Genomic DNA, 25,877 nt, shown 5'->3' with positions numbered 1-25,877 from the left:
CACCTCCTTAGAACAGGGATACATCACTGACTTTGCGGGCAATGCGATTGACGGTCAGTACCAGAATAAGTCCTATAATGCTTTGGAATAACCCAACAGCTGCGGCATAACTGAGGCGCCCTTCGCGAATCCCGGAGTTGATGGCATGAACGTCCAGTACGCTCCCAATGCTCGCGGTAGCAGGGCCATTCAGAAGAAGCAGCTGTTCGTATCCTGCACTCATCAAGCTGCCTACGGCAAGAATGAACAAGAGGATCGCCACACTGCGAATGCCGGGAAGTGTCACGTGCCACATCTGCCTGAAACGTCCAGCACCATCAATCTTGGCAGCCTCATAGAGCTGCTGATCGATCCCTGCGATGGCAGCCATGAAGATAATGGAGTTCCAGCCGATGTTCTTCCAGATGTCCGATCCAACAATCAGTTGATAGAACCAGGTTGGATTATTCAGAAACTGGATTGATTCTGCCCCCATCGTTCCCATGAAGTCATTGACTGGTCCGCCATATGGGGTCAACAGCCTCTGCATCAGCGTGACCACTACGATCCAGGATACGAAATAAGGCAAGTAGGATAACGTCTGAACTGTCTTCTTAAACCGGATCATGCGGACTTCATTTAACAGAAGTGCAAGAATAATGGGCATCGGAAAACCGATCAGCAGCTTCATAAGACTGATGATGATCGTATTGCGGATAATGTCACCGGATTGATAGTAATTGAAGAACTGTTCGAAATACTTGAAACCCGCCCATGGGCTTCCGGTAAATCCACCCATAAAGTTGTAGTCCCTGAAGGCAACCTGGATTCCGTACAATGGGACATAAGAGAAAAGAAAAAACCAGATAATACCTGGCAGCATGAACAAATAAAAGAGTTTATGCTGCCAGATTCGCTTCATCAATCGATTGTTGGTTGCTCTTGGCTTGATCACATTCCCACCTCTCCTTTCTCAAAATGAAGGACACCCGCTACCTTTGCTGTACCTGCAACAACTTCAAACGCAGAGTAATGATTTCAAATGGCGTAAACGATAGCGATATTTGGGATGGATCTGTCATCGGAAGTGGCGACATGATGTTCTCCATCAGATCAGTTTTCCAGGCCTCAGCGGTATCGAATCCAAGGTGAATGACCGTTTGAGCATGTGTTCCAGACGTTTCATACAGGCGAACGATGATCTCGTCACCCTCTTCAGCCTTTTTGATGGACTCCACCATGACGTGTGTATGGTCGGGTTGCAGGAATGATTTTGAGAAAGGCAGATTTCCATCCTGTTTATCGCCTACCGAGGGTAACGTCACTACACGCAAAGGGATATTCAGTTCATTGCCTCTTCTATAGATTTCGGCTTGAACGTGATTCCCTTGATGCGGATATAACGAGTAAGTGAATTCGTGTTCAGCACGATCTGCTTCAGGATCAGGATACGAGCTGCTGCGAAGCAGGTTCAGGTCAAGCACGTTATCAAAGGCTCTGTGACCATACTTGCAATCATTGAGTAATGCCACACCGTAATCGGGCTCAGATATATCGATCCACTGATGTGCGCAGATCTCATCCTTCGCAAAATCCCACATGGTATTCCGGTGGGTCGGTCTGGATAGACTGCCAAACTGAATCTCACAATGCACCTGATCTGTGCGAACATTCACCGGGAAAGACGTACGCAGCATCTTGGCGTTTTCTCGCCAATCCACTTTGGTTACAAAATCGATTCTCCGGCTGCCCTCAGTAAGAATAACACTCTGAGTCAACTCGGATTTGCCATAGTTGTATTGGAAGATCAGTCCAATCCTGGGCCCTTCGCGAAGTTCACGAATTTCATGCAATGTTAGCGGCACACCGGCCTTTTCTGAATAATCATGGCTGAAATCCCATGCATCTCCTTCATCATGATACACACGGAGTTTATTTCCCTGATGTCCCTGTGGAATGACTTCTCGTGCTTCTGCTTTATCCAGGATAGAGAGAATGGCACCATTCGGATCAAATTTCACGAAGAAGGAGTCGCTTTCGATGAAGCGTTCTTCCACATTTACATGTAACTCTGAATCCAGTATCCCTGATTCCAGTACAATGCAGGCTCCGGACTCAGCTATGCTGCTCTGGTTTGAATATTCAGGTACAACCGTGTATCCCATGGAGGGAACTTGAACCTTCATCCATCGGCCTTGCATGTGAAGCCATTCCTGTCGCTCCCAAGGTAATGAATTAAACACCACTGCAGATACTGAGGGTGACTTCTCGCGTAGAGCCATCTGATCTGCCAAACGGCTGTAGGTATCTGCAATCATGTTCTCTGTTTGGATGAACAGCTCTTCATACCTGATTAGTGATTCATCGTATACCCGCTTGATTGATGATCCCGGAAGGATATCATGAAATTGGTACAACAAGACTTCCTTCCAGATGGTTTCAAGTAGATCAGAGGGATAAGAGTGACCTAACTGGGCTGCCGCCAGAACGGATGCAAATTCCAATTCACGCAGCGCTTTCTCCATTTTTCGGTTATACCGCTTGCTTCGCGCCTGACTAGTCAAGGTACCCTGATGCTTTTCCAGATACAGCTCCCCGCGCCACGTCTGGAATTTCTCTCGATCTTCATTGAGTTTTTCAAAAAATGTCCATGAAGGCTCTTGTATAACGGGAGACAAGCCGAGCAGGTTCTTGGTCCGTTCGAGTCGTTCCAGATGCTCTTCACCCGGTCCTCCTCCCCCATCCCCTATTCCAAAGAGCATCAGCGCGTAGCCGGATACATTTTTGTCCAGATATCCCTGCTCAGCCTTGGCGATGGAACGGGGTGCTGCCGGGCTGTTGTACGTATCCTCGGGAGGCATATGCGTTAATACCGCTGAGCCATCAATCCCTTCCCACATAAAAGAATGATGGGGATGCCGATTGTACTCACTCCAGGAAAGTTTCTGGGTCATCATATAATCGACCCCGGATTTCTTCAATAATTGGGGCAAGCTTGCCGAATAACCAAATACGTCAGGCATCCAAAGTGATTTCATCTCCATCCCGAACTCTTGTTGAAAATAACGTTTGCCATACAGAATCTGCCGTACAAGGGATTCTCCGCCCGGCACATTCGTATCCGATTCCACCCACATGGCTCCCTGCGGCTCCCATCTTCCTTCACGTACTCGTCCCTTGATCTGCTCATATAACTTGGGATAATGCTGCTTTATCCAATCGTACAGCTGGGGCTGACTCGCTCCAAACACATAGTCCGGATAACGTTCCATCATGCGAAGCACGGTTGAGAACGTTCTAGCCCCTTTACGGATCGTTTCACGAATCGGCCATAACCAGGCCAAATCGATATGTGCATGACCTACAGCACTCAAGGTTAAAACCGGGTCTCCCCCTTCAAGGCTGAGCTGTTCATGCGTTTGTCTCTTCGCTAGTCGAATACGCTCTTCCGAGAAATCAGTCAGCTGCAAGGACACGTCATAGAGTGTCTGGTAGATTCTCTCCTTGCGAGCTGTTCCCGCTGGGAGATGTTCTGCCGTCTCCAGTAGAACTTCGGTGTCGTAGTACAAACTACGAATGTCTTCCCGGCAGACTGCGATAACAGCCTCTCTCATAGAACCGCCTTGATACTTGCCAAACAAATCATTATTGCCCGCTTCAGCCCATACTTCGATTTCATCTCCTCTGATACATGCCTCACGGAGCTGAACGACTCGCTTGCCAGGCAGGCCCAAGGAGAAGTCAAATTCGGAGTTAATGGTCGTCAACCCCTGAACTGGTGTTCCTTCGTGGTCGACAAGACATAGTTCGCCACTGACGTCCAACAAGAGGACGATGCTCTCATGACTGTTGACTTTAAGGGCTGGAGTTTTACCTGCGAAACGGAACCAGGCACAGTCCCATAGCTCTCCCCAGCGTTCTCCTGGATGGAGCGTAACTTCCGTTCCCGACATCCGGGATTCATAGGATACGGGCTCAGGCGTAACCCACGCTTTTACTTCCAGCTCGGTAATTGGCTTATATATGGCTTCTCGAAGTTTATATAACATCTGTTTTAACCGTTCCGGCCTGATCGGTTCGTATGGCATGTTCGTTGCTCCTCTCTGTTACGGTGATTGGGCTAAGAAATCAGGAAGACCATCTCACATGTACCTCTGCATTGTTTTCATTCCCATGCTCGTATTGAACAAGCACGGTCTGTGAATCCGGATCCCATTCCCAAGCTGCGGATACCGCTTGACCTTGAACAATGTAATGGGCCGATACAGGCTTCACCTTGCTGTACAAACGCGCGGTTGCTTGCAGACGGGCGGGTCCTTTCGCCAAAAATTGAAAACCTGTACCCGATTCGGACAAATTTTCGATTCGGGAAGAAGCCGCGATGAGAGAAACTTCTCCAGTCGCTGGACGTCCTGACTCAACATCATAGAGCAGCGTCTGTTCTCCAGGTTTCAGAACCACCTGGCTTAGTACAGAGAGCTTCGAATCAAACAAATCCACCACTGGGCCGGATATGACCAGGGGTTCTTCGCTTACCGACTCATTCAAAACAGAACCGATGATGTAAGGGCCGCGTCTAATTTTGAAATACGGTCTCGGTTCCCACTGGATAGCTGATGGGTTGAGCGCGGCAATGATATCTTGAACCGATTGACGAAGGAGATCAGCTCCTGCCCTGGATCGTGTAAATTCTGCTGGGTGTTCGTTCAGCCAGACCATCCCTCCCTTGCCTATCCGGTGGGCGCGGCCCACTTCCTCCTTCAGACCAAGCTGCTCGAACAAATGCTCACGCGGGGAATGATACTTGGTTCCAGACCTTCCCTCTTCCTGATCCAGATTCCACCACGCGCGAATATCATGATAGGGGTCACTATCATCGCCAACATAGATCAGCGCCCCGCCATCCTGCACCCACTGTGCCAGCACATAATGAACATCCGGATACTGTGGCTTGATAAACTCATAGCTCAGGACAAGGACATGGTAGGGCGCCAGATAACCCGGATACCGCCGCACATTATCCAGTAAAAGGGGACGGACGGGCACACCGTGTTTTAGCAGTGGAAGCGCTAGACCATAAAAAGGAGAAAAATCGAGCAGTTCGGTATCCCCCTCTTCTTGAAACCCTTCAGGATCTGTTCCATCATACTTTCCTGGACTTGGCGCCTCTGGATGAGGCTTCATTCGCTGAAACATCGCAGAATCGGCAATAAGAACACCAACTTGCAGCGAATTCTTATCGACTTCGCTCACACTCTGGTCCAGGTTACCCAGCGTATGCATGACCTGAAGCAGCGTTGTTGCATAGTCTGCGGGGATTCTCTCCTTGGCGGAACCTTCTTCCGTAGGATAAGTCCCTTGAAAGATCCTTCGTGGCCATGGCGCGACTTCGTAATGGGCAACCCCGGGATGCAGAAGCGAGGCGACAACCGTCTTTAGATAGTTCTGTTTGTAATCCGCCCAGGTGTAATTCGGGTTATCCTCGATCGGATCATGCAGAAACCACATGCGTCTGTCGGTTCCGCGTACCAGTTCCTGCATCACGCCGTATTCAAGGTAAGCGGTTTCAAATGTGCGTTCCTTGCGCACCCCTTCATACACATTGGCTGTACGCGATGTCCCTGTCCATATCTGTGCTATGTATCCATCGATGGAAGCCAGCTCAACAAGTTGGGATTGCGGACTGACGATTCGCCACTGTGTGTAATTGATCAGACTGTGCGTCGGAACGTAGAAGCGGAGGTCACGGCCATATCGCTGCAGTGCATAATCCTTCATCTCGGCACACAACCGATCAAGGGCCCGGGTGTATAAGTAAGCCTTTAATTTGGAAGCACGATATTGAGCATCCGGCGAAGCATGCGGCGGAATCCAGGATTCCTTGTAATACAGCTGCCATTCCCTCTTAAAAGCTTCAGAATATCCACCATTCACCCAGAATTCAGGCTCTTCCAGATGGATAGCCTCAACGCCAGCATCTACAGCGATTCGAATGCGCTCGGCTAGATAACGTCCGAATGAAATGGTTGGTACCATGTACGGAATAACCGGTTTATTTCCATGAAGAATCATCTGCTGGTGACGATCCATCTGAGCCTCATCCCAGTGGGGTATGCCATCTACCTCGCCATCAAGGTAATTGTTGTATTCTCCCCAGGCAACCCCGGTCATGAGATGCACAATATATCCTTTGTCTTTCCATTGCTTGATGCGTTCCGGCATGGATTCGTCGATGCCATAAACCATTACAAAGTCAGTCTGCAAATCATAGTCGGGATGATACGGAGCAGATTCCTGAAATCCGGTGCGCTCTTCTTTTCGGTCTCGGGACACATTCTAACCCCCTTGTGATATGTGGTTTGGACTGTGTTGTATGATTATCCATCATTTTCTAGACTATAATATATGGATTGAATATATTCAATATGTTTTTTAATAAAACAAAAAACCTTCCCGGTGTTGACGGAGAAGGTTTTCATGTGCATCCTTTTCAGGTTTGAGAAGCTTTGCCAGTGGTCTGGCGTATCATAAGTTCAGGTTCAATCAGTATTTTACTATAACTCTTCGTGTCTTCATGGCCATGCAACACTTCAAGTAATTTAATCGCAGCCTGGTATCCCATATCTCGTTCAAACTGATTCACATGGGTAAAAATGCTGAATTCCTCCACAATGGAAGTTGGATCGTCAAAGCTTACGATGGATACATCTTCAGGCACCCGAAGCCCTGCTTGCTTCGCCATTTGATAAATCTGCACACCAAGCCTTCCGTTGAGCGAAATGTATGCCGTGACCATTCGGTTAACTATATACCTGTACAAGGGGTGGGATTCCGCATCTTTAAGCACACTTAAAGGTTGGAAATCTGTAATCATATGGGCCGGATTAATTAACGATCCTTTGCCTTTCAATGCCTCGATATAACCTTCGATCCGCTCCTGAACCGTGACGGTTTGCAGTGGCGAATCCGAACAGATGGCGATATTGCGATGGCCAAGCTCCCACAGATGCTCTACGGCAAGTTTTGTACCGCGTCGTCCATCCGCCGCAATATAGTGTGTCTCGACACCAGGCAAATAGCGGTCGATCAGTACAAAAGGAAAGCCAGAAAGCTTCATGCCAAGGATCTCCTCATTATAGTTTTCCTCATCGACAGGAAAAATTAACAGGCCTTCAGCGCCAAGTGCCTTCAGTTCCTTGATGGCATCCTTCTCTTTATCCAGCCTGCCTTGTGTAAACATGACCATGCTGCGATAACCTTTTTCGCTAAGCGCCTGTTCAATTCCCTCAACAAGTCTGATGGCAAAGTAATCATGGATTGAAGGCATAACCACACCGACCATCCCGGTTGCCAGTGTACCTTCTCTTCCCTTCAATGCAATCGTCGTTGCTCGCGGCGCAGCTACGATATCGTTTTCTTCAGCCACAAAACTCCCCTTACCGGGCACCCTGTCGATCAACTTTTCATTCGCTAATCCGGTCAAGGCATTGGCCACGGTGATTTTGCTGACCTGGAACTGATCCATCAGTTCCTTTTCTGTCGGTATGCGATCGCCGGGTTTCATCTTTTCTGTAGTTATAATATGTCTGACATAGTCCTGGATTTGCTGATACAACGGAATTCGTTCGTTTGTACTCATTCGGATCACATCACCAATTCATTCGTAATATTTGAGATATATAATATATCCTTTCACAAGCAAGCGCAATAAACAAGCTGAACTTAACCGCAGTATTATATTACTCTTCCAGGTAAATATCTGGATAGGAATGTCGCTTTTCCTTAAAAAAATGGGAAGTTTTGTCGAAACCCTTGCAATAACATATATGAATATATTTAATATATCTTGAAATGAGAAGTGTGTCTGGCTTTCGGCCGCAAAAGGAGGATGAGATAACTGAGGGATACACACGCTCTAATTTCTGACTACAAACAAGGAGTGAAATCGCCATGGCTCGTAGATTCAAGATGCTCTGTTTAGCCTTCCTATGTGCTTTTTCCTTAACTGCTGGAGCGGCGTCTGCTTCGGAAACCGTTGTTCAAACCACGAAGCCTGTGGATTCCAAAGCTAACCGGGAACTACCCAGTTTCAAGAAGCCGAAACATCTGGATGCAGCTGATATCTATGATGCGCCAGGTGATATCAAATTGCTCTTTGCAACGTTGCAGGGGATCGTTAACAGGAAACAACCGCGGATTTATCTGATCGAGTCCCAGGAAGAAGGAAAAATGACCTGGCTCAATGATCTCAATGTACCCTATACGCTTCATCAGGATTACTGGAAAGTGTTCTCGGCATATCGTAACGATGTCAAAGGCATGATTGTGTATGACCCGAAGTTGCCTGATTCAATTAATGTGGCCACCACGCTTGCTGGTCTGAAAGATGCGGTTGTTGCCAGTCCAGAGCTTGCCGCCCGATTGTCCAAAGCCCCATATAAACTGAAGATCCTTGATGATCTGCAGGGCAAATTCAGCAGCCGGCTTGATGCTTATACCTGGCAATATGAGAATCTGTGGAAGAAAACGACCCACCAGATGTTAGTCGGACTTGGTCCAGATACAGCGATTCGAATTCCATCCGGCCTTCCGGAGTCCTTTGTGACCATTGCTGAGGAAGAGCAGCCAATACGTGATGCCAGCAACCGAGACATATACTCCCTTGACCTTTCTTCTTTACTTGGCAAGTCCGAGGTATACCTTCGGTTTGATGACGCTATAACTCAGGATGGCTGGGGACCAGCCGTGCATGAAGTCACAGTGAAGGCAGATGGAAAAGTAATTGCAAACTTCGTTGCAGGCACCCCCGAAGAAGAAGCATTTCTGTATGACAGACAGAATTCCAAGGTTGCTGAGAGTCAGGGCGGTCATCGGTTCGCCGATAATGGCAATTATTTTGTGTATGAATTCAGTCCTCCTGCCGGAACGAATGAACTGACAGCTGAAGTGGACATGTGGAACCAGTATAAGGTATCCGCTGGGAATATCCGTCCTCTCTCTGCAGAACAGCGTGAACCCTATGGTTATTTAAGGGACTATGCGGTCGCCAATAAAGCGATGGTGTTTTGGCTTGACTCCAATGTACCTGAGCAAAAAGCTCTTTTTGAGAAAATCATGTCTGATGTAAAATCGGGAACGCCCTACCTTGGCTGGTTTAGCAATGATGTGGAAGGTGAATTCAGCTCTGTTGAAATTGCCTCCCGTTATGGTGTTTACGTACTCGCTGCCGACTGGTTCAGTAATCTGACTGTATTCTCGGGAACCGAGCCGAAGTTCAAGCCTGTCCAAAAATCTCCACGTCCCCAGTTGGAGAATAAAATTTATGTAACGTATACCTTCACTGAAGGCGATAATTTTCAATACAACCAGCATCGCATGCGCGTGATGTGGGACGATCCGGCGCGAGGCAAGGTTCCACTCAACTGGACGTCAAGCCCGCTTCTCTATGAGGGCGCACCAGCGATATTGAATCATTATGTGAATACGGCAACTGCCAATGATCTGCTGATTGCCGGACCATCCGGTGCGGGATATTTCTATCCGGGTGCATGGCCAGATTCGAGCTTCCGGCAATTTTTGCAACAAACCGAAAAATATCTCAAAAAGACTGGCATGACAATCTCGTATGTTTTAAACCGGGAAGACAGCGAAAATATACCACTCACCCCATTTAAGGCAAACGCTTACGAGAAAGACTATCATTCGCCAGGTCTATTCATTAGTTATGAAGATAACTATGGCGTTGAGATCGTTGGCAAGAGTCTGCCGGTATCTACGATTCGTGGAATAAGTACGGCCCAGGACGGGCTACAGGTCCTCAATGAAGCAAAAGCGACCTGGGATGGAAAGTCGCCGTTGTTCATTTCTCTTGGATTGCTTGCCTGGAGCATGACTCCATCCGATGCACTTGCACTCACCGAAGAGCTGGGAGGAGAATTTGAAGTGGTTCGAGCGGATGACTATTTCTCCCTCATTCGAGAAAGTAAGCAATTGCCTGCTATTAAATAGTCTTCATGCTTCATACGGCATAGTACCCCAACGCTTAAAAGCATCGTAACCCTTAATAGGGCTACGATGCTTCTTTTACGTAGTGCGACAACCCGAATTGCTCATGCCCAAAAGGTTTCAACCTAACACTTTTTTAACTTTTGCTATTTCTGTTGTTTTCCTGGCTTGGAATGTTTACCTGTCTCCAGCTTCGCAGCTGCCTCAAGCAGAAAGACACCGCTTAGCTGGGCCGTAAGATGGAGCGGATTCTGAGCGGGTTGACCCCAGGCCTGACCGAATAATCCGTTTTTCCGGCTGCCTTTCCATAACGCATCTGCATTTCGGAAGATCGCTTGCTTCAGAGTCTTGTTATGCCCGGCATCATACAGCTCCACCATATAACGGATCAATATGCCTTTGAACAAGGCACCATCTCCATCCCCATCCTCTAAGAAAATTCCTGTTTTCTGATTCGTCAAGGTCTTCAGGGAACCTGCTGCTGTCTTCTCTGCATCCTGCAAATACACCTGATCTCCCGTAATCCGGTAGAGTTCTACTCCGGCACCTATGAATGTGCGCTGGTTATAGGTGAAGATCCATGCTTCATTCACATCAAGTGTACCGTCTTCACGCAGCACCAAGCCATCTGCGACAAGTCCTGTTTGCGGATTAACGAGATAGCGTTTTTCCCATTCGTATATTTTTTGAGCCCATTCCAGATCCTGAGGATCACCAAAACGCTCATACAGCCTTGCTGCCAGAATCGAAGCCGGACCACTTGAACACGCATTACGGTTGTATCGCTGGTCCTTCTTCCAAGCCATGCCTCCAAGGTCATCTTCCCACCAGGCTGTCTTGATATCTGCCCAGAGTTCCAGCACGTAATCTTTCATTTCTTCACTGCCTGTGGCATCGTATAAACGGAGAGCAGCAAGAGCCAGCCATTCCATATCATCATAAAATTCATTATGAAGTGAACCATTGCGTTCAATAATACTGCGCACCAGTTCTTCCGCCCGTTCCGTATACGCTTCGTCACCTGTTCGTTCGTATCCGTCTACCAGTGCATCAACCGCATGAGCTTTCCACCAATAATTCAGAGGCTCTTCACCTTCCGGTGTCGAAGGATAAGCGTTATTCATCATTTGTGCTTCATCGTTCCAGTAATATTGTTCCAGTTTTTCTTGCGCCCACTGCGCTTGACTGGCATAGTGCTTTTTGCCTCCACCACTTGCACCCATCGTCGTAACCAGAATTATACTGAGCACCACCGTCAGACTTACGATTTTCTTCTTTCGCATTCGAATATCCCTTCCCTTCTTAAAGTCATCAGATTATTCCTTTACTGCCCCGAGGACGATACCGTGGATCAAATAACGCTGTAGAAAAGGATAGATTAAAAGTATGGGAATCATCGAGACCAGAATTTTGGCAGAATTCAAAGTCGTGTTCGAAATTTTATTGTACTGCTGAAGCTGTTCAACAGAGAGATTCTGCATTTGGTCTCGCGTAAGACTAAGCCGCTGCAGGTAAGTCTGTAGTGGTATTTTGGAGCTGTCGTTAATGAGAATGATTCCGTCAAAGAAGTTATTCCAATGTCCAACGATGACAAATAACATAATGGTCGCCAAACTCGGCATGGAAATCGGGATGAAGATGTTAAGCAGAATTTTGATCGGACTCGCTCCGTCAATAAAGGCAGCCTCTTCAAGTTCCTTGGGTATGCCTTTGAAGAAGTTCATGAGCAGAATCACATTGAATACGGGTACCGCACCCGGTAAAACCAGCGCCCAGATGCTGTTAATCAGCCCTAGCTTGCTAATCACCATGTACCAAGGAACAATACCTCCGCTAAATAACATCGTAAACACGATAACCCACATGTATGTGTTCCGGGATCTGAACTGTGAAATACTGCGTGACAATGGATAGGCCATTAGAATGGTCAAAATCATATTGATCGCACCGCCAAGCACCACCCGTTCAACCGAAATCAGAAACGCATTCCAGAACTTCGTATCTTTCAAAATCTGTGCGTAGGATGAGAAGTTCAGCTCCACCGGAAGAAAATAAACCCGGCCTGCATTAACTGCCGTACTGCTGCTGATGGAAACCATAATCGTATTTACAATCGGGGCCAGGGACATGAATGTAATCAGGATCAACGTGAACATAATCAATAGTCGGGATAGCCTGGAACCGAGTGTTTTGGATTGAATCATGCTAACCCTCCTAGAAAATTCTGTACCCTGCATACTTGGAAGCCAGTTTATACGAAATGACAATCAGAACAAAGCTGATTACCGACTTCATCAAACCAATGGCTGTTGCGAACGAATACTGCATATTGATCAGACCCATGCGGTACACAAAGGTATCAATGATATCACCCGTTTCATATACAAGCGGATTATACAGGTTGAACACCTGATCGAATCCGGCATTAAGTACGTTTCCGAGACTCAATGTACCCAGTAGGATAATGGTTGGAAACATGCCTGGCAGCGTAATATGGAGCGTCTGCTTCCAACGATTCGCACCATCCATTGCAGCGGATTCATACAAGGCAGGGTTAATTGCCGTTAATGCCGCCAGATAGACTATGGTTCCGTAACCGAACTCCTTCCAGGTATCCGTTACAATCAGCAGCGGTCTGAACCAATCGTTGCTTGCCAGAAACATGATGCGTTCCAAACCGAGAAGCTCAAGGAAATTGTTAATCATGCCGTCAAAAGAAAATATCATGGTCAGCATCGTGCCCAAGACAACCCATGACATAAAATGCGGTAAGTACACAATTGTTTGAATCGAGCTCTTGAACACTTTCAAACGAACCTCATTAAGCAGAAGGGCGAATACAATAGGGACAATCAATCCCAGCACAATTTTCCCGACCGCGATGACCAGCGTGTTGATAAAAATCTGCTTCGCGTCCGGCAGTTGAAACATATAGGTGAAGTTGCTGAGCCCCGCCCATTTGGAACCGAATATGCCTTTGGCAGGAATGAACTTCTGGAACGCCATGATTACACCGAACATGGGCACAATCGAGAAAATAAACAGCATCACCATGCCAGGCAGCAGCATAAAATGATAGGTCATTTCGTCAAATCGCTTACGTTTCTTCTGGACTGATCGTAGTTCCCTTTTGGGTGGTATCGACGTTTCTGCTTGCGCCATTGCCTTCTCACCTCCATCTTGCTGTATCTACAGGCAGCTCATATCGCAAAAAGAAGTGCGGAAGTCTGGTACCAGGCTTCCGCTATACTGCGGTCCTGCTTCACACAGTCTGTATTACCTTTGAGCCATCTCATTCACTTCCTCTGTAATCTCATCTCCGCCTGTGCGCTTCCATGTATCGACAAACGTATCAAATTCATCAATAGGCGCTTGCCCCATAATGATCTTGAGAATTGTTTCCTCTTCCAGCTTTTGCAGGTTCGCCCATTTCAGCTTCATCGTCTCTGTAGTCCCGTAAAAGCCTGCAGGAGTCACTTCCAGATTGGGATTATTCGCTTCTCGTTGTCCTTCAATTCGAGATAGATATTCGCCATAGGTGTTGACGTCAACGTCATTGCCTTTCTCTTTGAATTCCTGATAAGCCTTGAACGAGACAACCCGGTCTTCCTGAACGGTGGAAGCATCTCCGGACTCATCGGCTTTCATGAGATCTTCGTAATAGCGCTTGAGCACATCGTCATAATCAACCTGCATTGGAATCTGAGTAGGATCGTTATTCCAGCGGCTCGCATCAGTCAACATCTCATCGGGATGTTCCTTCTTGTAGTTAATCGCATCATCCGTTAAGGAATACAGAAAATCCGTAGTCAGATTGACCGATTTCATTATGGCTTCAGGATGGGCAAAATTCTTGTTCACGACAACAATTCCTCCCCCTACAGGATCCTGACGAATCGTTTTGAACTTGCCATCCTGATCCAGCGGTGCAGATACCGCGACCCATACGGCTTCGGGATTTTGCTTGATGGAATCCTTGTAATTGGTATAGCCGATCCACCATGGATTAAAGACAATTCCTGCCTGTCCGTTGATCACCAGCGCTTCCTTCTCTTCACTCGACCGGACTGCAAATTGTTTATCAATCAAGCCTTCTTTGTACATGGAGCTAACCTCAGCGAGTGCCTGCTTCATCTCAGGCTGAACGGATCCGTATACCACCTGGCCCTCTTTCTCGATCCAATTCGTTGGAAACGCGCCATGCGTCGCGAACATCGGGCTAAAATTCATCGCATTCGAATCCATCACCATGCCCACCGTCTTGCCTGTGCCAGATACGTCCTTTTCAACAAATGTTCTGGCGAGATTCCACACATCTTCGGCGGTTTCTGGCAGCTTGGCACCCACCTTATCTACCCAATCCTTCCGAATCCACAGCAATTGGTGCTGATTACCGATGTTTGTCATCGGAAGCCCCATAATTTTGCCATCGACCTTCACCTGATCGAGCAGCAAATCGCCGTAGGAGCCATAGATGTTCTTCACACCTTCGGATGCTGTCTTCTCATAAACCTCTGTCATATCGGCGATCAGATCATTATCTACTAACTGATTAAATATCTCACGGCTAACTAACATAACGTCAGGCAATTCACCCGTGGTCATGGATAAGGACAGCTTCTGATCCATGTCGTCTGTTTCCCAAGCCACCTTCGCTTTGACATTCACCCGATCTTCTACATACCGTGTGGCCAAATTGTCCTCAATGGTGTCACCAGGAGGCAGGTTATTCACATGATTGGTATTACGGCCGATCGTGAACTCGACTGGCGTCTCATACTTGCCGTAAGGTTCGTAGTCCTGCTCTGAAATCTGCGGCTGTGCGTTATCACTGTTACCCCCGCTGCAGCCACTAAATACAACCAGCACCATACAGGCCATCATCAGTGAAGCGATCTTGCTCCGTTTGTGCATCCTGTCATCCCCTTTATGTGATTTACTTGAATAACCAAATTGTATGCGTTTTCATTTTTGGCGTATATGCAATTTTTTTCGGATATGTATCACTTTTTTCATGACCTCAATTATCTTGTGGGCCTTGTAATTTCTAACACGGAAACAAAATAAGCGGCTGCCGCAGCAACCGCCTTCGTTTCTTAGCATTTTATTTGGAGTATTCCTGCTGCTTACGGTGAAGATGCCGGAATCACCATGGATACTTCTGTTCCACAACCGGGTTCACTACGAATAACGAGCCCATAGTCCTGCCCGTAATAGAGCTTCATTCGGTCATTAACATTGCGCACACCGCAGCCTCCATTTTCACTGGTTAACAGCTGTGTGATCTGCTGTGAGGTCATGCCTACGCCATTATCCGTAACAGCTAAACTGATGCCTTCGCTCACTCGCCGGACCGTAATCTGAATGCAGTAATCCTTCGCTGCTGCCTCTACAAAACCATGCTTAATCGCATTTTCCACAATCGGCTGCAGCACAAAATGAATGACTTGTTCCAGCTGTACCGCTTCGTCAACATCATAATCCACGTCAAACAGACCATCATTCATAATGAGCTGCAAGTCCAGATATGCCTTAATATGCTGAATCTCAGCCTCAATCGTGGTCATATGCCTTCCTTGATTCAACGTCGTTCTGTAGAAACGTGCTAACGCTGATACCATATAGCTTGTTTCAATATCGGCCTTCTTCTCGGCCCTCCATCTGATAAATGAGAGTGTATTATACAGAAAATGAGGATTAATCTGACTAATCAGCCTGTTATATTCACTTTCCTTCTTGGCGATCTCAGCGCGATAGACCTGTGAGATCAGACTGTTGATCCTTCTGAGCATCTTCCCAATCCCATTCGTCAGCTCACCAAATTCATCACGGGAGGAGCTCTGAATGATCACATCCAGATTGTTTCGTTCCACCTTGTCGACTTTGGTCTTGAGGCGAAGAATTCGGCGTGTAAAGTTAGTGGAGATGATATATATCAGCAGAAAGGTTATGATCAGACTGAGGATGATGACGAATAATGTGATTTGAAAAATGCTCATTGCATTCGCGTAGGCATTGGTATTCAGCAAATTGTAGTAGATCGTCCAGCCATTGCTGGCAAGGGATCGGCTTAAGCTCAGGTCTGTTATTTCCCTTTTCTCCAAATCGACTGCACCAATCCGCTTTCTTTTTTCCTGAAAAATGATATGTTGATCCGGATCTTCCATATGAACGGATACGTGCTCAGACAGATTATCCAGATCTCCAAAAATGCTGTCATGCTGTATGGATATGACCATAAAGTTGCTGTCTCTGGGATTGCTGATCAGTTCCTGAACCAGGTAGAGCTTCTCTCCGTCCACTATCCAGCGTCTGCCCCGGAAACCATCGTACCACGCCTTGCTCCTGAGCTCCCCTATCGGCAATATGTTATTGCGAATTCCGAGCAGTTCTCCGGATGTGTAGAAGGTGATCCCTTCAATATCATCGTCCATCATTTTGATGTTCGAGATCATCGGCTCCATAATGTCACGAAAATCCAGGTACATCTGATAATAATTTTCATCGTAGTCTTTGGTAAAAATCTGTGAGAAATCTCGATTAAGTACCATAAACTCACTAAGCGTATTGTAACGATTGATTTTGTAATCCATAATGCTGGCTACCTGTTCCATGCTTGCTTCAGCTTCGCTTCGCAGCTCTCTCATCTGAATACGATAGGATTGAATGAAAGAGAGCAGCCCAAGCAAAAGAATGGGAATGAGGGCAATGACCAGATGAGACAGCAATAATTTGTTGCGGAACCTGATATCATTGAACCTGCTCTTGATCCACCCGATCATGAAGCACCCCGCACTCTCTGAACTGTAACGGACTAACGCCGAACTTGTTTTTGAACAGCTTGGCAAAATATGAATGGTTGTCAATGCCGACAGCCACCGCAACATCATTAATTTTCATATTGGAGTGAACAAGCAGATGGCTCGCACGGCTCAACCGGTAATCCGTCAGATATTTGGAGAAGTTCTCTCCGGTTTCTTTCTTAAACAGAATGCTTAAGTATCCTGGAGACAGGTACACGTCGTGAGCTGCTTCTGTTAGAGAGATATCTTTCTGATAATGATCCTTCACATAGTCCTTCACCTGTCGGATCACCTTCATTTCCATCGTTTCAGGCTCAGGCTTCCCAGCGTAAGGACTCATTTTCGTAATCTCCACCATCACCTGCAAAAACTCTTCCTTCATAAGCGGTTTGAGCAAATAATTGACGACACCGAGCCTTAGGGCACTGCGTGCATATTCAAACTCATCATACCCGCTGCAAATAACGATATCGATATTTTGCTGTGTTTTGCGTGCGATCCTGCTAAGTTCCAGTCCGTCCATGAGCGGCATTTTGACATCGGTAATCAAAATATCGATTGCATTTCGTATCAATAGCTGCTCTGCTTTCTTTCCGTTCTCCGCTTCCATGATGTGAAAAGGAAATCCATACAGGGCGATCAAATCCTTGATTCCTTCTCTTTGAACACACTCATCATCCACAACAAGAACATTAAACATCCAGACATCTCCTTTGCGCGTGAAAGTGAGAGGATAACCAGCAGAAATATCTCTTCGTTATTCATGGGTTGTCAGTTACAACGTAGTATATCATAGAATGAAGAAAGGGCTTTCATTAATATGTGTATTTTCAGATCCGTGTTTTATTAAATAAAAAGAAGCCGCTATTTAAGCGACTTCTTCTCTCAAGATGATCAATACATCATTCACCGTTTGACTCATCCTATTGAACTGACCTGAAAGCTTCGTTTAAGAAACGTGGATTGCCTTTTCCATAACAAAATCATCCATGACAAACCCATTGCCGATATCCGCAACCTGTTCCCGGACAGTCCTGAATCCTTTTTTCTCATAGACAGCAATACTTGATTCGTTATGGCGATTGACAGTCAACCAGATCAGGTTAATGCCTCGTTCTATACATTGATGCTCCAGAAAAGCGAACGCCAGGCTGGCAAAGCCTTGGCCTCTATGTTCCTTCCCGATGTAAAACTTACTCAGAAACATTTTTCCTTCCTCTACTCTTACAGACATATATCCTACAGGCTTATCATCACGTTGCATGAAATAATATTCATAGCCCTGCTCATGGATTTGTTCTGTAACAGCTGATACCGATTGGTATTGTTGAATCATGTAATCAATCTGTTCAAGCGTAATAATGGATACGTAGTATTCCTGCCAAATTCCGGCGGCCAATCGGGACAGCTCAGCGATTTCTTCAGGTGTACTAACTTTCGGAAAGATAAGATTCATGGTCAGCCTGCCTTTCTTAGCTCTCTATTCAATTAATTCAGACTCCCTACATCGTATCAAATATTCCGATAGAATGTTAGCCACACCTATGTTCGAATCTTTGCACAATTACGTATTTAATATCGGTATCTCGCTGAGTAGATCTCTCATATGAATCGCGTCCCACGGCATATGCTCGGTTATACCCAGTCCCACGACCTCTGTTTCTTCCGACAGCTCCTTAAGCAAATGCAGAAGTTGTGGTAATTGCATGCTTCCGGCAGGTGAGAAAACATACGGTTCGTCAGGGTTAGCAAATAGTAGAGAACGGAATTTTTGGGGGTCCAGCACATCCAGATCAATATGGATAGCGAGATGTTTGATCCCACTTTCTCTGATCCATTCTTTAATCACTTCTGTGCTGTTGGATAACTCCTCTGTTCCGGCTGTTTTGATTCCCATTCTTTGAATGACTTCTCTATCTGATTCCTCAGTGTATACACCCAATCTTTCAAATGCTTCCGAAATCACTTCCATCTCTTGTTCTGTAGGAACTGCCAATCCAGCCATAAAGATATTTTCGGGTTTCAAAGGAACCTTCACATGTCTCGAGAACTCCTCGTCTCCCTCACCAGAAGATTCCCGAGTGGCAGCGTATGTCCGTCATCATAGCCAACATATCGAACCAGATCACTGTGTGCATCAATCCAAATTTATCGGGTGCCAGACAGGCTAAAAGTTCGGCTCCAAAAGAATGTCAGGATTGTTGTCCCCCCTGCCATTGCGGCATGAGCAAGCGTATTGTTTTTGTAGAAATATGATACTCACCTTTACTTGAAAGTAAGGCTAGTATAAACTGAACGAAAAGATAATCGTAGTACGCACTTTAATGATAAGTACTACCCGGAAGGATAGTGTACGTATGAGCATGGCTGAATATAAAGGTAAAGTGAAGAACATTCAGGATACCCCTTTTGGTTATACAGTGTCTGTCATCGGAGGTAAATGGAAGATGGTGATCCTCTACCTTCTGGCTGAAGGTCAAACCGTTCGATTCAATGACTTGAAGAGGCAAATTGGAGCGATAACCTATAAAATGCTAAGTTCACAACTCAAAGAGTTGGAAGCCGATGGTCTGGTGAACCGGAAGGAGTACCCGCAAGTTCCACCCAAGGTCGAGTACAGTCTCACCGCTAAGGCAGAGAGCTTGCTGCCGATTATGGAAGAGTTATGTGAATGGGGAGTTAGGAATCAACCCTAACTCGTATCTAGCGATTCAATGATTTCATTGTTTGCAATTCACTGTTGAACCTTACCCACGTCCACTGGTTCAATCGGAACAAACAAAAAAGGGTTTCCTTTTAAAAATTCTCTGATTAATGCTTGAGCATATGGTTGTTCATCCACTAAATTTGACGTTTCTTCTGGATTAGAGGCGTGATGACAGTAGTTCTCAATCATGAACATAATGAAGAAACATTCCAAGTCTCGAAGATAATCTGTTCCCAGTTTTCTCACGTTCTCGTAACCTTGGATAAAGGTCATTCGTTCTCTGGGATAAAGTCCAATTAAACTACCTGCCAGATCATAGAGAAAATAGCCAAAGCCACATCTTCCAAAATCGATTGGATACGGGAGACCATCTTTGAAAACGATGTTATCGGCGTGCAAATCAGCATGAATTATTCCATAGTTTTGTTCATTTTTGTCCATGTCAGCAAGTCTGCTTAATATTTTCTCGATAGCATGTTGATATTCCGTCCAGGCTTGATCGGACAAAAATCGGTTATAATAACGTTCAAGCTTCACCAGCTCATTTCGAAAAGCGTCTGCTCCCCAGACCGGACGTACAAAGTTGGAAGGTAAGGTAAAGCCCGAAACAGCTTCATGAAGCTTGGCCATCATTTCTCCCATTCTAGTTACAATAGTTCCCGTCAATTCACCCTTTATATGCTCCCCTTCCACCCACTTCATCACCGTAACATACGGTCGTCTATAACCCTTAATTGTATCCATCTCTACGACATGAGAGCCTGTAAGAGAGGCAATCCCCACTGGGGCATGAATGTCATTCACTGCATTCAAGGATTGAAGAAATAGAAGTTAGGATTGTATTTCTTCCTTGCTCCAACGATCGGAATGAATCCGAAGCAAATAAGAATCGGGTGTACTTGTTTCAATTTTGTACGTGATCGTATCGGATAAGTGTATAAACTGAATGCGTTCCCATGCCAAATCATACTGCTGTAATGCAGTTAGTGCCACATTTCTGGCTCTAGCCAGCATAGATTCTTTTTCTTCCATCGTGTCATATCGAAAAAAGTCTTTCATTTGTTTTCTTTACTCCTTTTCGTTCGTTAATTTGGTCATGTTCCTCATATGAATAATTATAGGTATCCTGTTGTTTGGGATATAGGTAACGTTTCATTAGAAACCGATTTTTACCTGTCAGGGGATTCATATATTCCTCATACCATGAGAAAAACCATGACATCAGGACTGTCATGGTTTTAATTAATTCCCAGGCATATTGAAAGATTGTCTTATGTGGCCATATCTTATGTAACTTCATATCATCAGATTATCTAGTAACCCCTATACGGTTATTTTTAAAGTCGTCAAAAGCATCTTTGTGCTGCTGGTTAAACAACTCCGGCATAAAGTCAGGATGGAAAAACTTCAGCTCAAGGCTCTCTTCACTGCAAGCAGCTAATTGTCCACCGATCACTTTTCCGTGATACATAAATGCAATGGTCTGAGCCTTATCACCATTAGGATATTCATCAAAATACTTTGTATATATGCCAACTAGTTCCCCAATGGATATGAATAGACCTGTTTCTTCTTTTATTTCTCTAACTGCTGTTTCTACCGCTGCGCTGATTCTCCCAGTTCCATTGCGCCTCCGGGAAACCCCCACGCATTTCGATCCCGCCTTCTCTGAAGTAGAATCTCTTGTGCCTCATTCTCAATAATCGCGCCTGAAAAATTTAGAATAATCATATCTTTTCCGACCTTATTTCTAATCCATTTTATATAATCCATGGTCCCTCTGCTCTCTAGTGATTGAACTCAAACACAAACGGATCTTTATGATGAGTACAATACTCAATTTGTTCTTTAAAAGATCGCCAAGTCACCATTCTCTTCGCATTCTCAATATCGAAATAACCTAACTCGATACTTTCACTTGATGTTCTCAATTCCCTCCTCAACATGGCCTGCTGGCATTTCCCAACCTCTTTTGGGACCATTGATTAGTAAGATCTTATTCTCCTCATTTATTACAACTGCTACAGCAGTTAATCTATGTTTAGGATGTTTTTTCATTAAGTGTTCCTTTCTGATATGTTTTCGCGAGATTCATGTCTCGTTGCAACCCCGATGAAGGCGAGCCTCCATTGGTTGCTAAAACAAAACACGAAGCTACACTTGAAAGATTGGATGCCACATATTTTTGCTGCTCTTCTGCAACTTCTAAGTTAAAGATCGTACGTCGGTTATCCAATGTAATCTTTCTGAGTGTTATCACGATTAGTTGATCCCTCCTTTCATAATTTAGATCTTCCATGACTTTATGTCGCAAACGATCTAATCGTTAGTAACCTCATGACTTTCAATTCCACCTTCTTTATTAAAATGAAGTCGTAACAAGCGATCATCTACTCCTAATCCCGCTCTTCCCAAATAGTAAACATATTGACGAGAAGGCTCGTCTACTTTTTGTGCAGGTTCTCCAAGCAAGTCAATAATTTCCGTCTCCGTCATGCCTATTAGTTCAAACTGCTTTAGCAGGCTATGCACCATACTATTTCTTTTCTCTGGTTCGTTAAACCATGTTTTTTGATCAAAGTGATTGCTACTACATCCACAAAGAAAAAGTAGTAATAGTATAGAGAACAGCATTTTTTTCATAAGAAATCCTTTCAACCATCTATTAGATTAAAGGTGACATAGGTTTATGTGTATTGTCCTGACTATTTCTTAAAATTTTTTGTTACATCTTTTCCAAATGCCAGTCTGTGCTTTCATAACCACGACTTGTATTGAAATCCGCCATTAGTTTTCTTTGCCTCACTTCGAGATCTTTATATGGAGCAGCTTCAATAGATATGTCTTTGAATTGATCCAACAATAAAAATTCTTCTGTAAACTTGCGCATTGCCCCCATAGCTACATCGTTGGCAGCCCACACCACTCGCTTGATTGAGAATGTCATCATTATGGTACAACTGCACATAGGGCAAGGTTCACAAGTTGTATATAATGTTAAAACGTTATTCTGGTTGAATCTCTTGCTCTTCATATCCAACATGTATGAACCTGCTTTTCTAATTGCTTCTACTTCCGCATGAGCGGTTGTGTCACATTGGGAGAATACTTTATTCCTGCCAACGCTGATGAGCTCACCATGGTCATCAACAATGACTGCGCCAATGGGAAAGGTTCCTTCATCTCTTGCCATTTCAGCCTGTTCAAATGCTTTTAGAAGATACATGCGGTCTCGATCCATGTTCACACCTACCTCATTGAGATTGAGCTGAATGAAACTATTATCATCCGATATATTACGTCAATGTCTGAAAGAATCTCCTTTTCACTTCTAACTTATTGTGCTCTGCCCATTGGTGAAGCTGCTGTAACCCTTCGCGTTCTTCATTCTTATCAAAAAAGAAACATAATTCCATTGGCACTAACCACCGGCCATGCAGTTTGAAACCAATTCTCTGGTTATTCATGTAGATACACTTGATTTGAGAAGCTTCGAATTTCTTTCCCTTCGAGGAAACAACGTAATCTGTTCCGAACGTAAACGTTAGTTTCGTAAATAACATTTTTAACAGCACAATGATATAAGTCAAAACGTATATGGTAAAAAACGCGAGAAAAATCGTAGACCATCGCTCATCGCTCCTGTTGAGACTAACAAAAAAATAAATTCCCATCATGGACATCGTTATCAAATTCCGTTTCACTCTTGAATAAACCGTATTAAATGTTCTTTCCACTTTCCCGTTCCTTTCCGCCTAAAATTCACACCGCAAGATTTAATCTTCTCAAATGATAACCCATATTACACCAATAAAGATATATTTTTATAAATGAAAAGGTATATCTAACACCCATCAGCCTAACATTTGCGATTGCAAAGCCTAAAAACGAGTGGATTGGAATGAATTCATTTCAACTTTCAAACTTCTATCCCTAAAACAAAGAAAGCCGCCACATCGGCGACTTCTTCTACAATCATATGCATAATAGATAATCCACATGCTACGTTGCAATGCTGTTTCTTTACATACTATCGATCTTCCCTTACTCTATTTCGCACCTACCTGAAGCAGAATCTCCTCGATTTCCTTGAAGCCCTTCTTCTTGGCATGGATCAGTGGCGATACACCATCAGCATCCGCAAGATTCACATCTGCTCCATGGTCAATCAGTAGCTGGATCGATTCCTGCTGCCGTGCATTCCCATCGTTCAAAAGGATCGCTTCAAGCAATGCCGTCCAGCCCAATTGATTGACATGATTCACATCCACTGAAGTTTCAGTCAGAAGCTCCCGTATCACATCCACATATCCATGCTCTGAAGCGGGAATCAGTGCTGTTCCTCCATATCGATTCGTCATCGATGGATCGGCTCCAGCATCAATTGTGAGCTTCAAAATATCCAAGTACCCTTCAGCACCAGCGTACAGAAACGGGTTGTTCTTCATATCGTCCTGTATGTTAACATCTGCACCAGCTTCAATCAGGATTTGAGCCGATGCCAGATCATGGTTGTAGGTCGCAATCATCGCAGCTGTTCTTCCGCTATTATCTTGAGCATTGATATCGGCACCCTCTTGGATTAGTCTTTCGATCCTCTCAGGGTTTGAATCCTCCGCCGCTTCTAGAAGCTGTTCATTCAGGGAAGTTGCCTGCTCCTCCACTATGGAGTTGTCATTTACTGCCGGAGCACAGCCTTGGATGACGAACACCGTGCTGATTAGAATAGCTATCAATATTGACTTGCTCATACTGCCTCCTTACTGTAGCGTTACGGTTACCTCCGAAGCGACACTCCAATCCCCCACTGGGCTGACTTCATAGGTCGTGTCTGGACTTAACTTGCCATCGTTAACGAGATCGAAAACTCCTGTTGCACCTTTCCGGCTTGAATATTTATATGTCGCCGTCAGGGTATCACCGCTCGGGGAGGTTAACGTTACACTTCGGCCCGAAAAGAGCTCATCCCCAGGATCTTGTGCAAGTGTAACTTCAATGGATGTTTCACTCACCGCCTGTGCACTTGCAACTTGCAGCGCATCAAACGATTGTGCGGTGAATGTCGCATTATCGATGTTCGCCCAATCCGAAGATACGGTATATTGGACACCGGATTGCAGGGTCTGTCCATCAGGCAATCTGAACTTTGGTTCTTGTTTGCCGTCTGTTGATTGCGTAAACGGAACATATCTGGCAACGATCGGTTCTCCGCCTTCCGGCGTAATCATGACTTGTCTTGCTTGCATGGAAGAGATAATCTGATACGTTTGTCCTCCAGCTTGTTCCTGGTCGTCCAGCACGAACGCATTTGCCCCTCGACCACCACTGTAAGCTGAGATGATATAACCGTAATCAACTACACCGTTTTCCTGTAACGCTTCAATCTCGAACGTATCGTTCGTTACTTGACTAACTTTCGTCATATTTAATTTTGTTCCACTGCCTTCGAAGGAACCCGCATCTTGTCCTTTATAAGTAAGGTTATACACCTCACCTGCTTTTTGAACAGATGTTGGAACGATGTAAGTTGCAATGGATCCTGTTTTCAGGCGAGGCATATTGGTTAACGTCAATCCGCCACTTAGCGCAAAATCCGTTTGTGCTTTGGCAAATACTTCATCTGCTGCTGTGAGTGGTTTATCAAAAGTCACGATCAGCGTAATGGCATTCAATGATCGTACACTCTCGATCTTAGCCTGCTCAGAAGGAATGGCTTGGCGGGCCGTATTCAGCAGCACCGCTGTTTCGCCGCGGGTAGACGACCCGTTCTCGGCATAGAACGTGCTCATCCAATGGTGAATGGATTTCACGTCACGCTGCATCGCTTTGGATACAACCTGCTCAAGTTCGGCATCGGAAACTTGGCTTTGCGGATTGAATTGACCGTCATTTGCCTCCATGATGCCCAGTTCAACGAGCTTTGTTGCATAAGTTGCATACCATGCAGCCGGATTAACGTCTGTTAAATCTACGCTATCTCCCGTCTTGTCTTCTAGACTGAAGGTTTTATACACTAGTGAAGCTAGTTCTGCGCGAGTAATGGCTCTTTGTTCACCCATGGATTGATCGGCATATCCGTTCATGATTCCCAAGCTGTTCAGTTCCTTGATGGCAGTGTCGATCTGCTGACTGCTAAGCTGTGCCGTTGTTGCGGCAGCGTTTGTAACGTATGTAGCTGCATGTACTTGGTTCGCAGCAAGCGGGAATATTGATGTACCTAATGCAGATATGGTCAGAAATGCAGCGATTTTTCGGGTTGTCGGATTCATGGTTGAATTCCTCCTCTATAGGTTGTTCTTGCCTGTATCTATAGAATAGAGGACAAAAAGAAACTCCCAAGGTCAAAATGATTAACAAAATATAAACAGAAACTAATTTTTTCC

General features: G+C 45.3%; 20 protein-coding genes and 3 pseudogenes. 2 read left to right on the top strand and 21 right to left on the bottom strand.

The features are described from left to right. Positions 1-7: 7 nt before the first annotated feature. The 4 genes from MHB82_RS14095 to MHB82_RS14080 all read right to left on the bottom strand — a co-directional run bounded on the left by MHB82_RS14095 (position 8) and on the right by MHB82_RS14080 (position 7,618). Positions 8-934, bottom strand: a complete 927-nt coding sequence (locus MHB82_RS14095; protein ID WP_110822239.1) for an ABC transporter permease — start codon at positions 932-934, stop codon at positions 8-10. Positions 935-971: 37 nt separating this feature from the next. Beyond that, positions 972-4,067 (bottom strand): alpha-mannosidase, encoded by a 3,096-nt coding sequence (locus MHB82_RS14090; RefSeq protein WP_341174986.1) that lies wholly within the window; start codon positions 4,065-4,067, stop codon positions 972-974. A gap of 40 nt (positions 4,068-4,107) precedes the next feature. Then, positions 4,108-6,312, bottom strand: a complete 2,205-nt coding sequence (locus tag MHB82_RS14085) for a hypothetical protein (protein WP_341174985.1) — start codon at positions 6,310-6,312, stop codon at positions 4,108-4,110. Positions 6,313-6,469: 157 nt separating this feature from the next. After that, positions 6,470-7,618, bottom strand: a complete 1,149-nt coding sequence (locus MHB82_RS14080; protein ID WP_341174984.1) for a GntR family transcriptional regulator — start codon at positions 7,616-7,618, stop codon at positions 6,470-6,472. 311 nt (positions 7,619-7,929) lie between these two features. Here MHB82_RS14080 and MHB82_RS14075 point away from each other — a divergent pair, with 311 nt between their 5' ends. Further along, positions 7,930-9,987, top strand: coding sequence for a GxGYxYP domain-containing protein (locus MHB82_RS14075; protein WP_341174983.1), 2,058 nt, complete (start codon positions 7,930-7,932; stop codon positions 9,985-9,987). A gap of 143 nt (positions 9,988-10,130) precedes the next feature. Here MHB82_RS14075 and MHB82_RS14070 read toward each other — a convergent pair whose 3' ends face one another. The 8 genes and pseudogenes from MHB82_RS14070 to MHB82_RS14035 form a co-directional block, all read right to left on the bottom strand. After that, a complete protein-coding gene (locus tag MHB82_RS14070; RefSeq protein ID WP_341174982.1) occupies positions 10,131-11,267 on the bottom strand; it encodes a glycoside hydrolase family 76 protein in 1,137 nt (378 codons plus the stop codon). A gap of 33 nt (positions 11,268-11,300) precedes the next feature. Beyond that, positions 11,301-12,188 carry a carbohydrate ABC transporter permease gene (locus tag MHB82_RS14065; protein ID WP_095358167.1) on the bottom strand — a complete coding sequence of 296 codons (888 nt, stop codon included), beginning with the start codon at positions 12,186-12,188 and terminating at the stop codon, positions 11,301-11,303. Positions 12,189-12,198: 10 nt separating this feature from the next. Continuing rightward, positions 12,199-13,146, bottom strand: a complete 948-nt coding sequence (locus MHB82_RS14060) for an ABC transporter permease (RefSeq protein ID WP_095358168.1) — start codon at positions 13,144-13,146, stop codon at positions 12,199-12,201. A 114-nt stretch (positions 13,147-13,260) separates the two neighbouring features. Then, complete coding sequence (locus tag MHB82_RS14055; protein WP_095358169.1) at positions 13,261-14,898, bottom strand: extracellular solute-binding protein; 1,638 nt, start codon at positions 14,896-14,898, stop codon at positions 13,261-13,263. A 212-nt stretch (positions 14,899-15,110) separates the two neighbouring features. After that, positions 15,111-16,766: a sensor histidine kinase gene (locus MHB82_RS14050; protein WP_095358170.1), complete on the bottom strand. Its 1,656-nt coding sequence runs from the start codon at positions 16,764-16,766 to the stop codon at positions 15,111-15,113. Continuing rightward, positions 16,735-17,487, bottom strand: coding sequence for a response regulator transcription factor (locus MHB82_RS14045; protein WP_095358171.1), 753 nt, complete (start codon positions 17,485-17,487; stop codon positions 16,735-16,737). Before MHB82_RS14045 ends, MHB82_RS14050 begins: the two co-directional genes overlap by 32 nt. A gap of 249 nt (positions 17,488-17,736) precedes the next feature. After that, on the bottom strand, positions 17,737-18,243 hold the full coding sequence (locus MHB82_RS14040; RefSeq protein WP_095358172.1) for a GNAT family N-acetyltransferase: 507 nt from the start codon (positions 18,241-18,243) through the stop codon (positions 17,737-17,739). 108 nt (positions 18,244-18,351) lie between these two features. Beyond that, positions 18,352-18,935: pseudogene (locus MHB82_RS14035) on the bottom strand (arginase family protein); the annotation flags it as partial. A 209-nt stretch (positions 18,936-19,144) separates the two neighbouring features. On the opposite strand from MHB82_RS14035, the gene MHB82_RS14030 reads away from it, so the two are divergent. After that, on the top strand, positions 19,145-19,483 hold the full coding sequence (locus MHB82_RS14030; RefSeq protein WP_110822248.1) for a winged helix-turn-helix transcriptional regulator: 339 nt from the start codon (positions 19,145-19,147) through the stop codon (positions 19,481-19,483). Between the two features lie 38 nt (positions 19,484-19,521). On the opposite strand, the gene MHB82_RS14025 is transcribed toward MHB82_RS14030, so the two are convergent. From MHB82_RS14025 to MHB82_RS13985, 9 genes and pseudogenes are all read right to left on the bottom strand, one after another. Further along, positions 19,522-20,238, bottom strand: coding sequence for a phosphotransferase enzyme family protein (locus MHB82_RS14025; protein ID WP_341174981.1), 717 nt, complete (start codon positions 20,236-20,238; stop codon positions 19,522-19,524). An 87-nt stretch (positions 20,239-20,325) separates the two neighbouring features. Then, entirely contained in the window at positions 20,326-20,553 is a 228-nt protein-coding gene (locus tag MHB82_RS14020) for a hypothetical protein (RefSeq protein ID WP_341174980.1), read from the bottom strand. 250 nt (positions 20,554-20,803) lie between these two features. Beyond that, positions 20,804-21,267, bottom strand: a pseudogene (locus MHB82_RS14015) (NUDIX hydrolase). A 141-nt stretch (positions 21,268-21,408) separates the two neighbouring features. Further along, positions 21,409-21,552, bottom strand: a complete 144-nt coding sequence (locus tag MHB82_RS32095) for an NUDIX domain-containing protein (RefSeq protein WP_445671230.1) — start codon at positions 21,550-21,552, stop codon at positions 21,409-21,411. Between the two features lie 58 nt (positions 21,553-21,610). Then, positions 21,611-21,754, bottom strand: a pseudogene (locus tag MHB82_RS14005) (GNAT family N-acetyltransferase); the annotation flags it as partial. A gap of 59 nt (positions 21,755-21,813) precedes the next feature. Beyond that, the gene (locus MHB82_RS14000) at positions 21,814-22,137 is read right to left on the bottom strand and encodes a hypothetical protein (RefSeq protein ID WP_341174979.1); all 324 of its coding nucleotides are present in this window, start codon (positions 22,135-22,137) and stop codon (positions 21,814-21,816) included. An 82-nt stretch (positions 22,138-22,219) separates the two neighbouring features. Continuing rightward, positions 22,220-22,735, bottom strand: a complete 516-nt coding sequence (locus tag MHB82_RS13995; protein WP_341174978.1) for a nucleoside deaminase — start codon at positions 22,733-22,735, stop codon at positions 22,220-22,222. 808 nt (positions 22,736-23,543) lie between these two features. Beyond that, complete coding sequence (locus MHB82_RS13990) at positions 23,544-24,245, bottom strand: ankyrin repeat domain-containing protein (RefSeq protein WP_341174977.1); 702 nt, start codon at positions 24,243-24,245, stop codon at positions 23,544-23,546. Between the two features lie 9 nt (positions 24,246-24,254). Then, the gene (locus tag MHB82_RS13985; RefSeq protein ID WP_341174976.1) at positions 24,255-25,763 is read right to left on the bottom strand and encodes an S-layer homology domain-containing protein; all 1,509 of its coding nucleotides are present in this window, start codon (positions 25,761-25,763) and stop codon (positions 24,255-24,257) included. Positions 25,764-25,877: the final 114 nt, after the last annotated feature.

Source organism: Paenibacillus sp. FSL K6-2862, assembly GCF_038005125.1.
GTDB lineage: Bacteria > Bacillota > Bacilli > Paenibacillales > Paenibacillaceae > Paenibacillus > Paenibacillus illinoisensis_A.
This window is presented reverse-complemented; position numbering and strand designations above follow the sequence as displayed.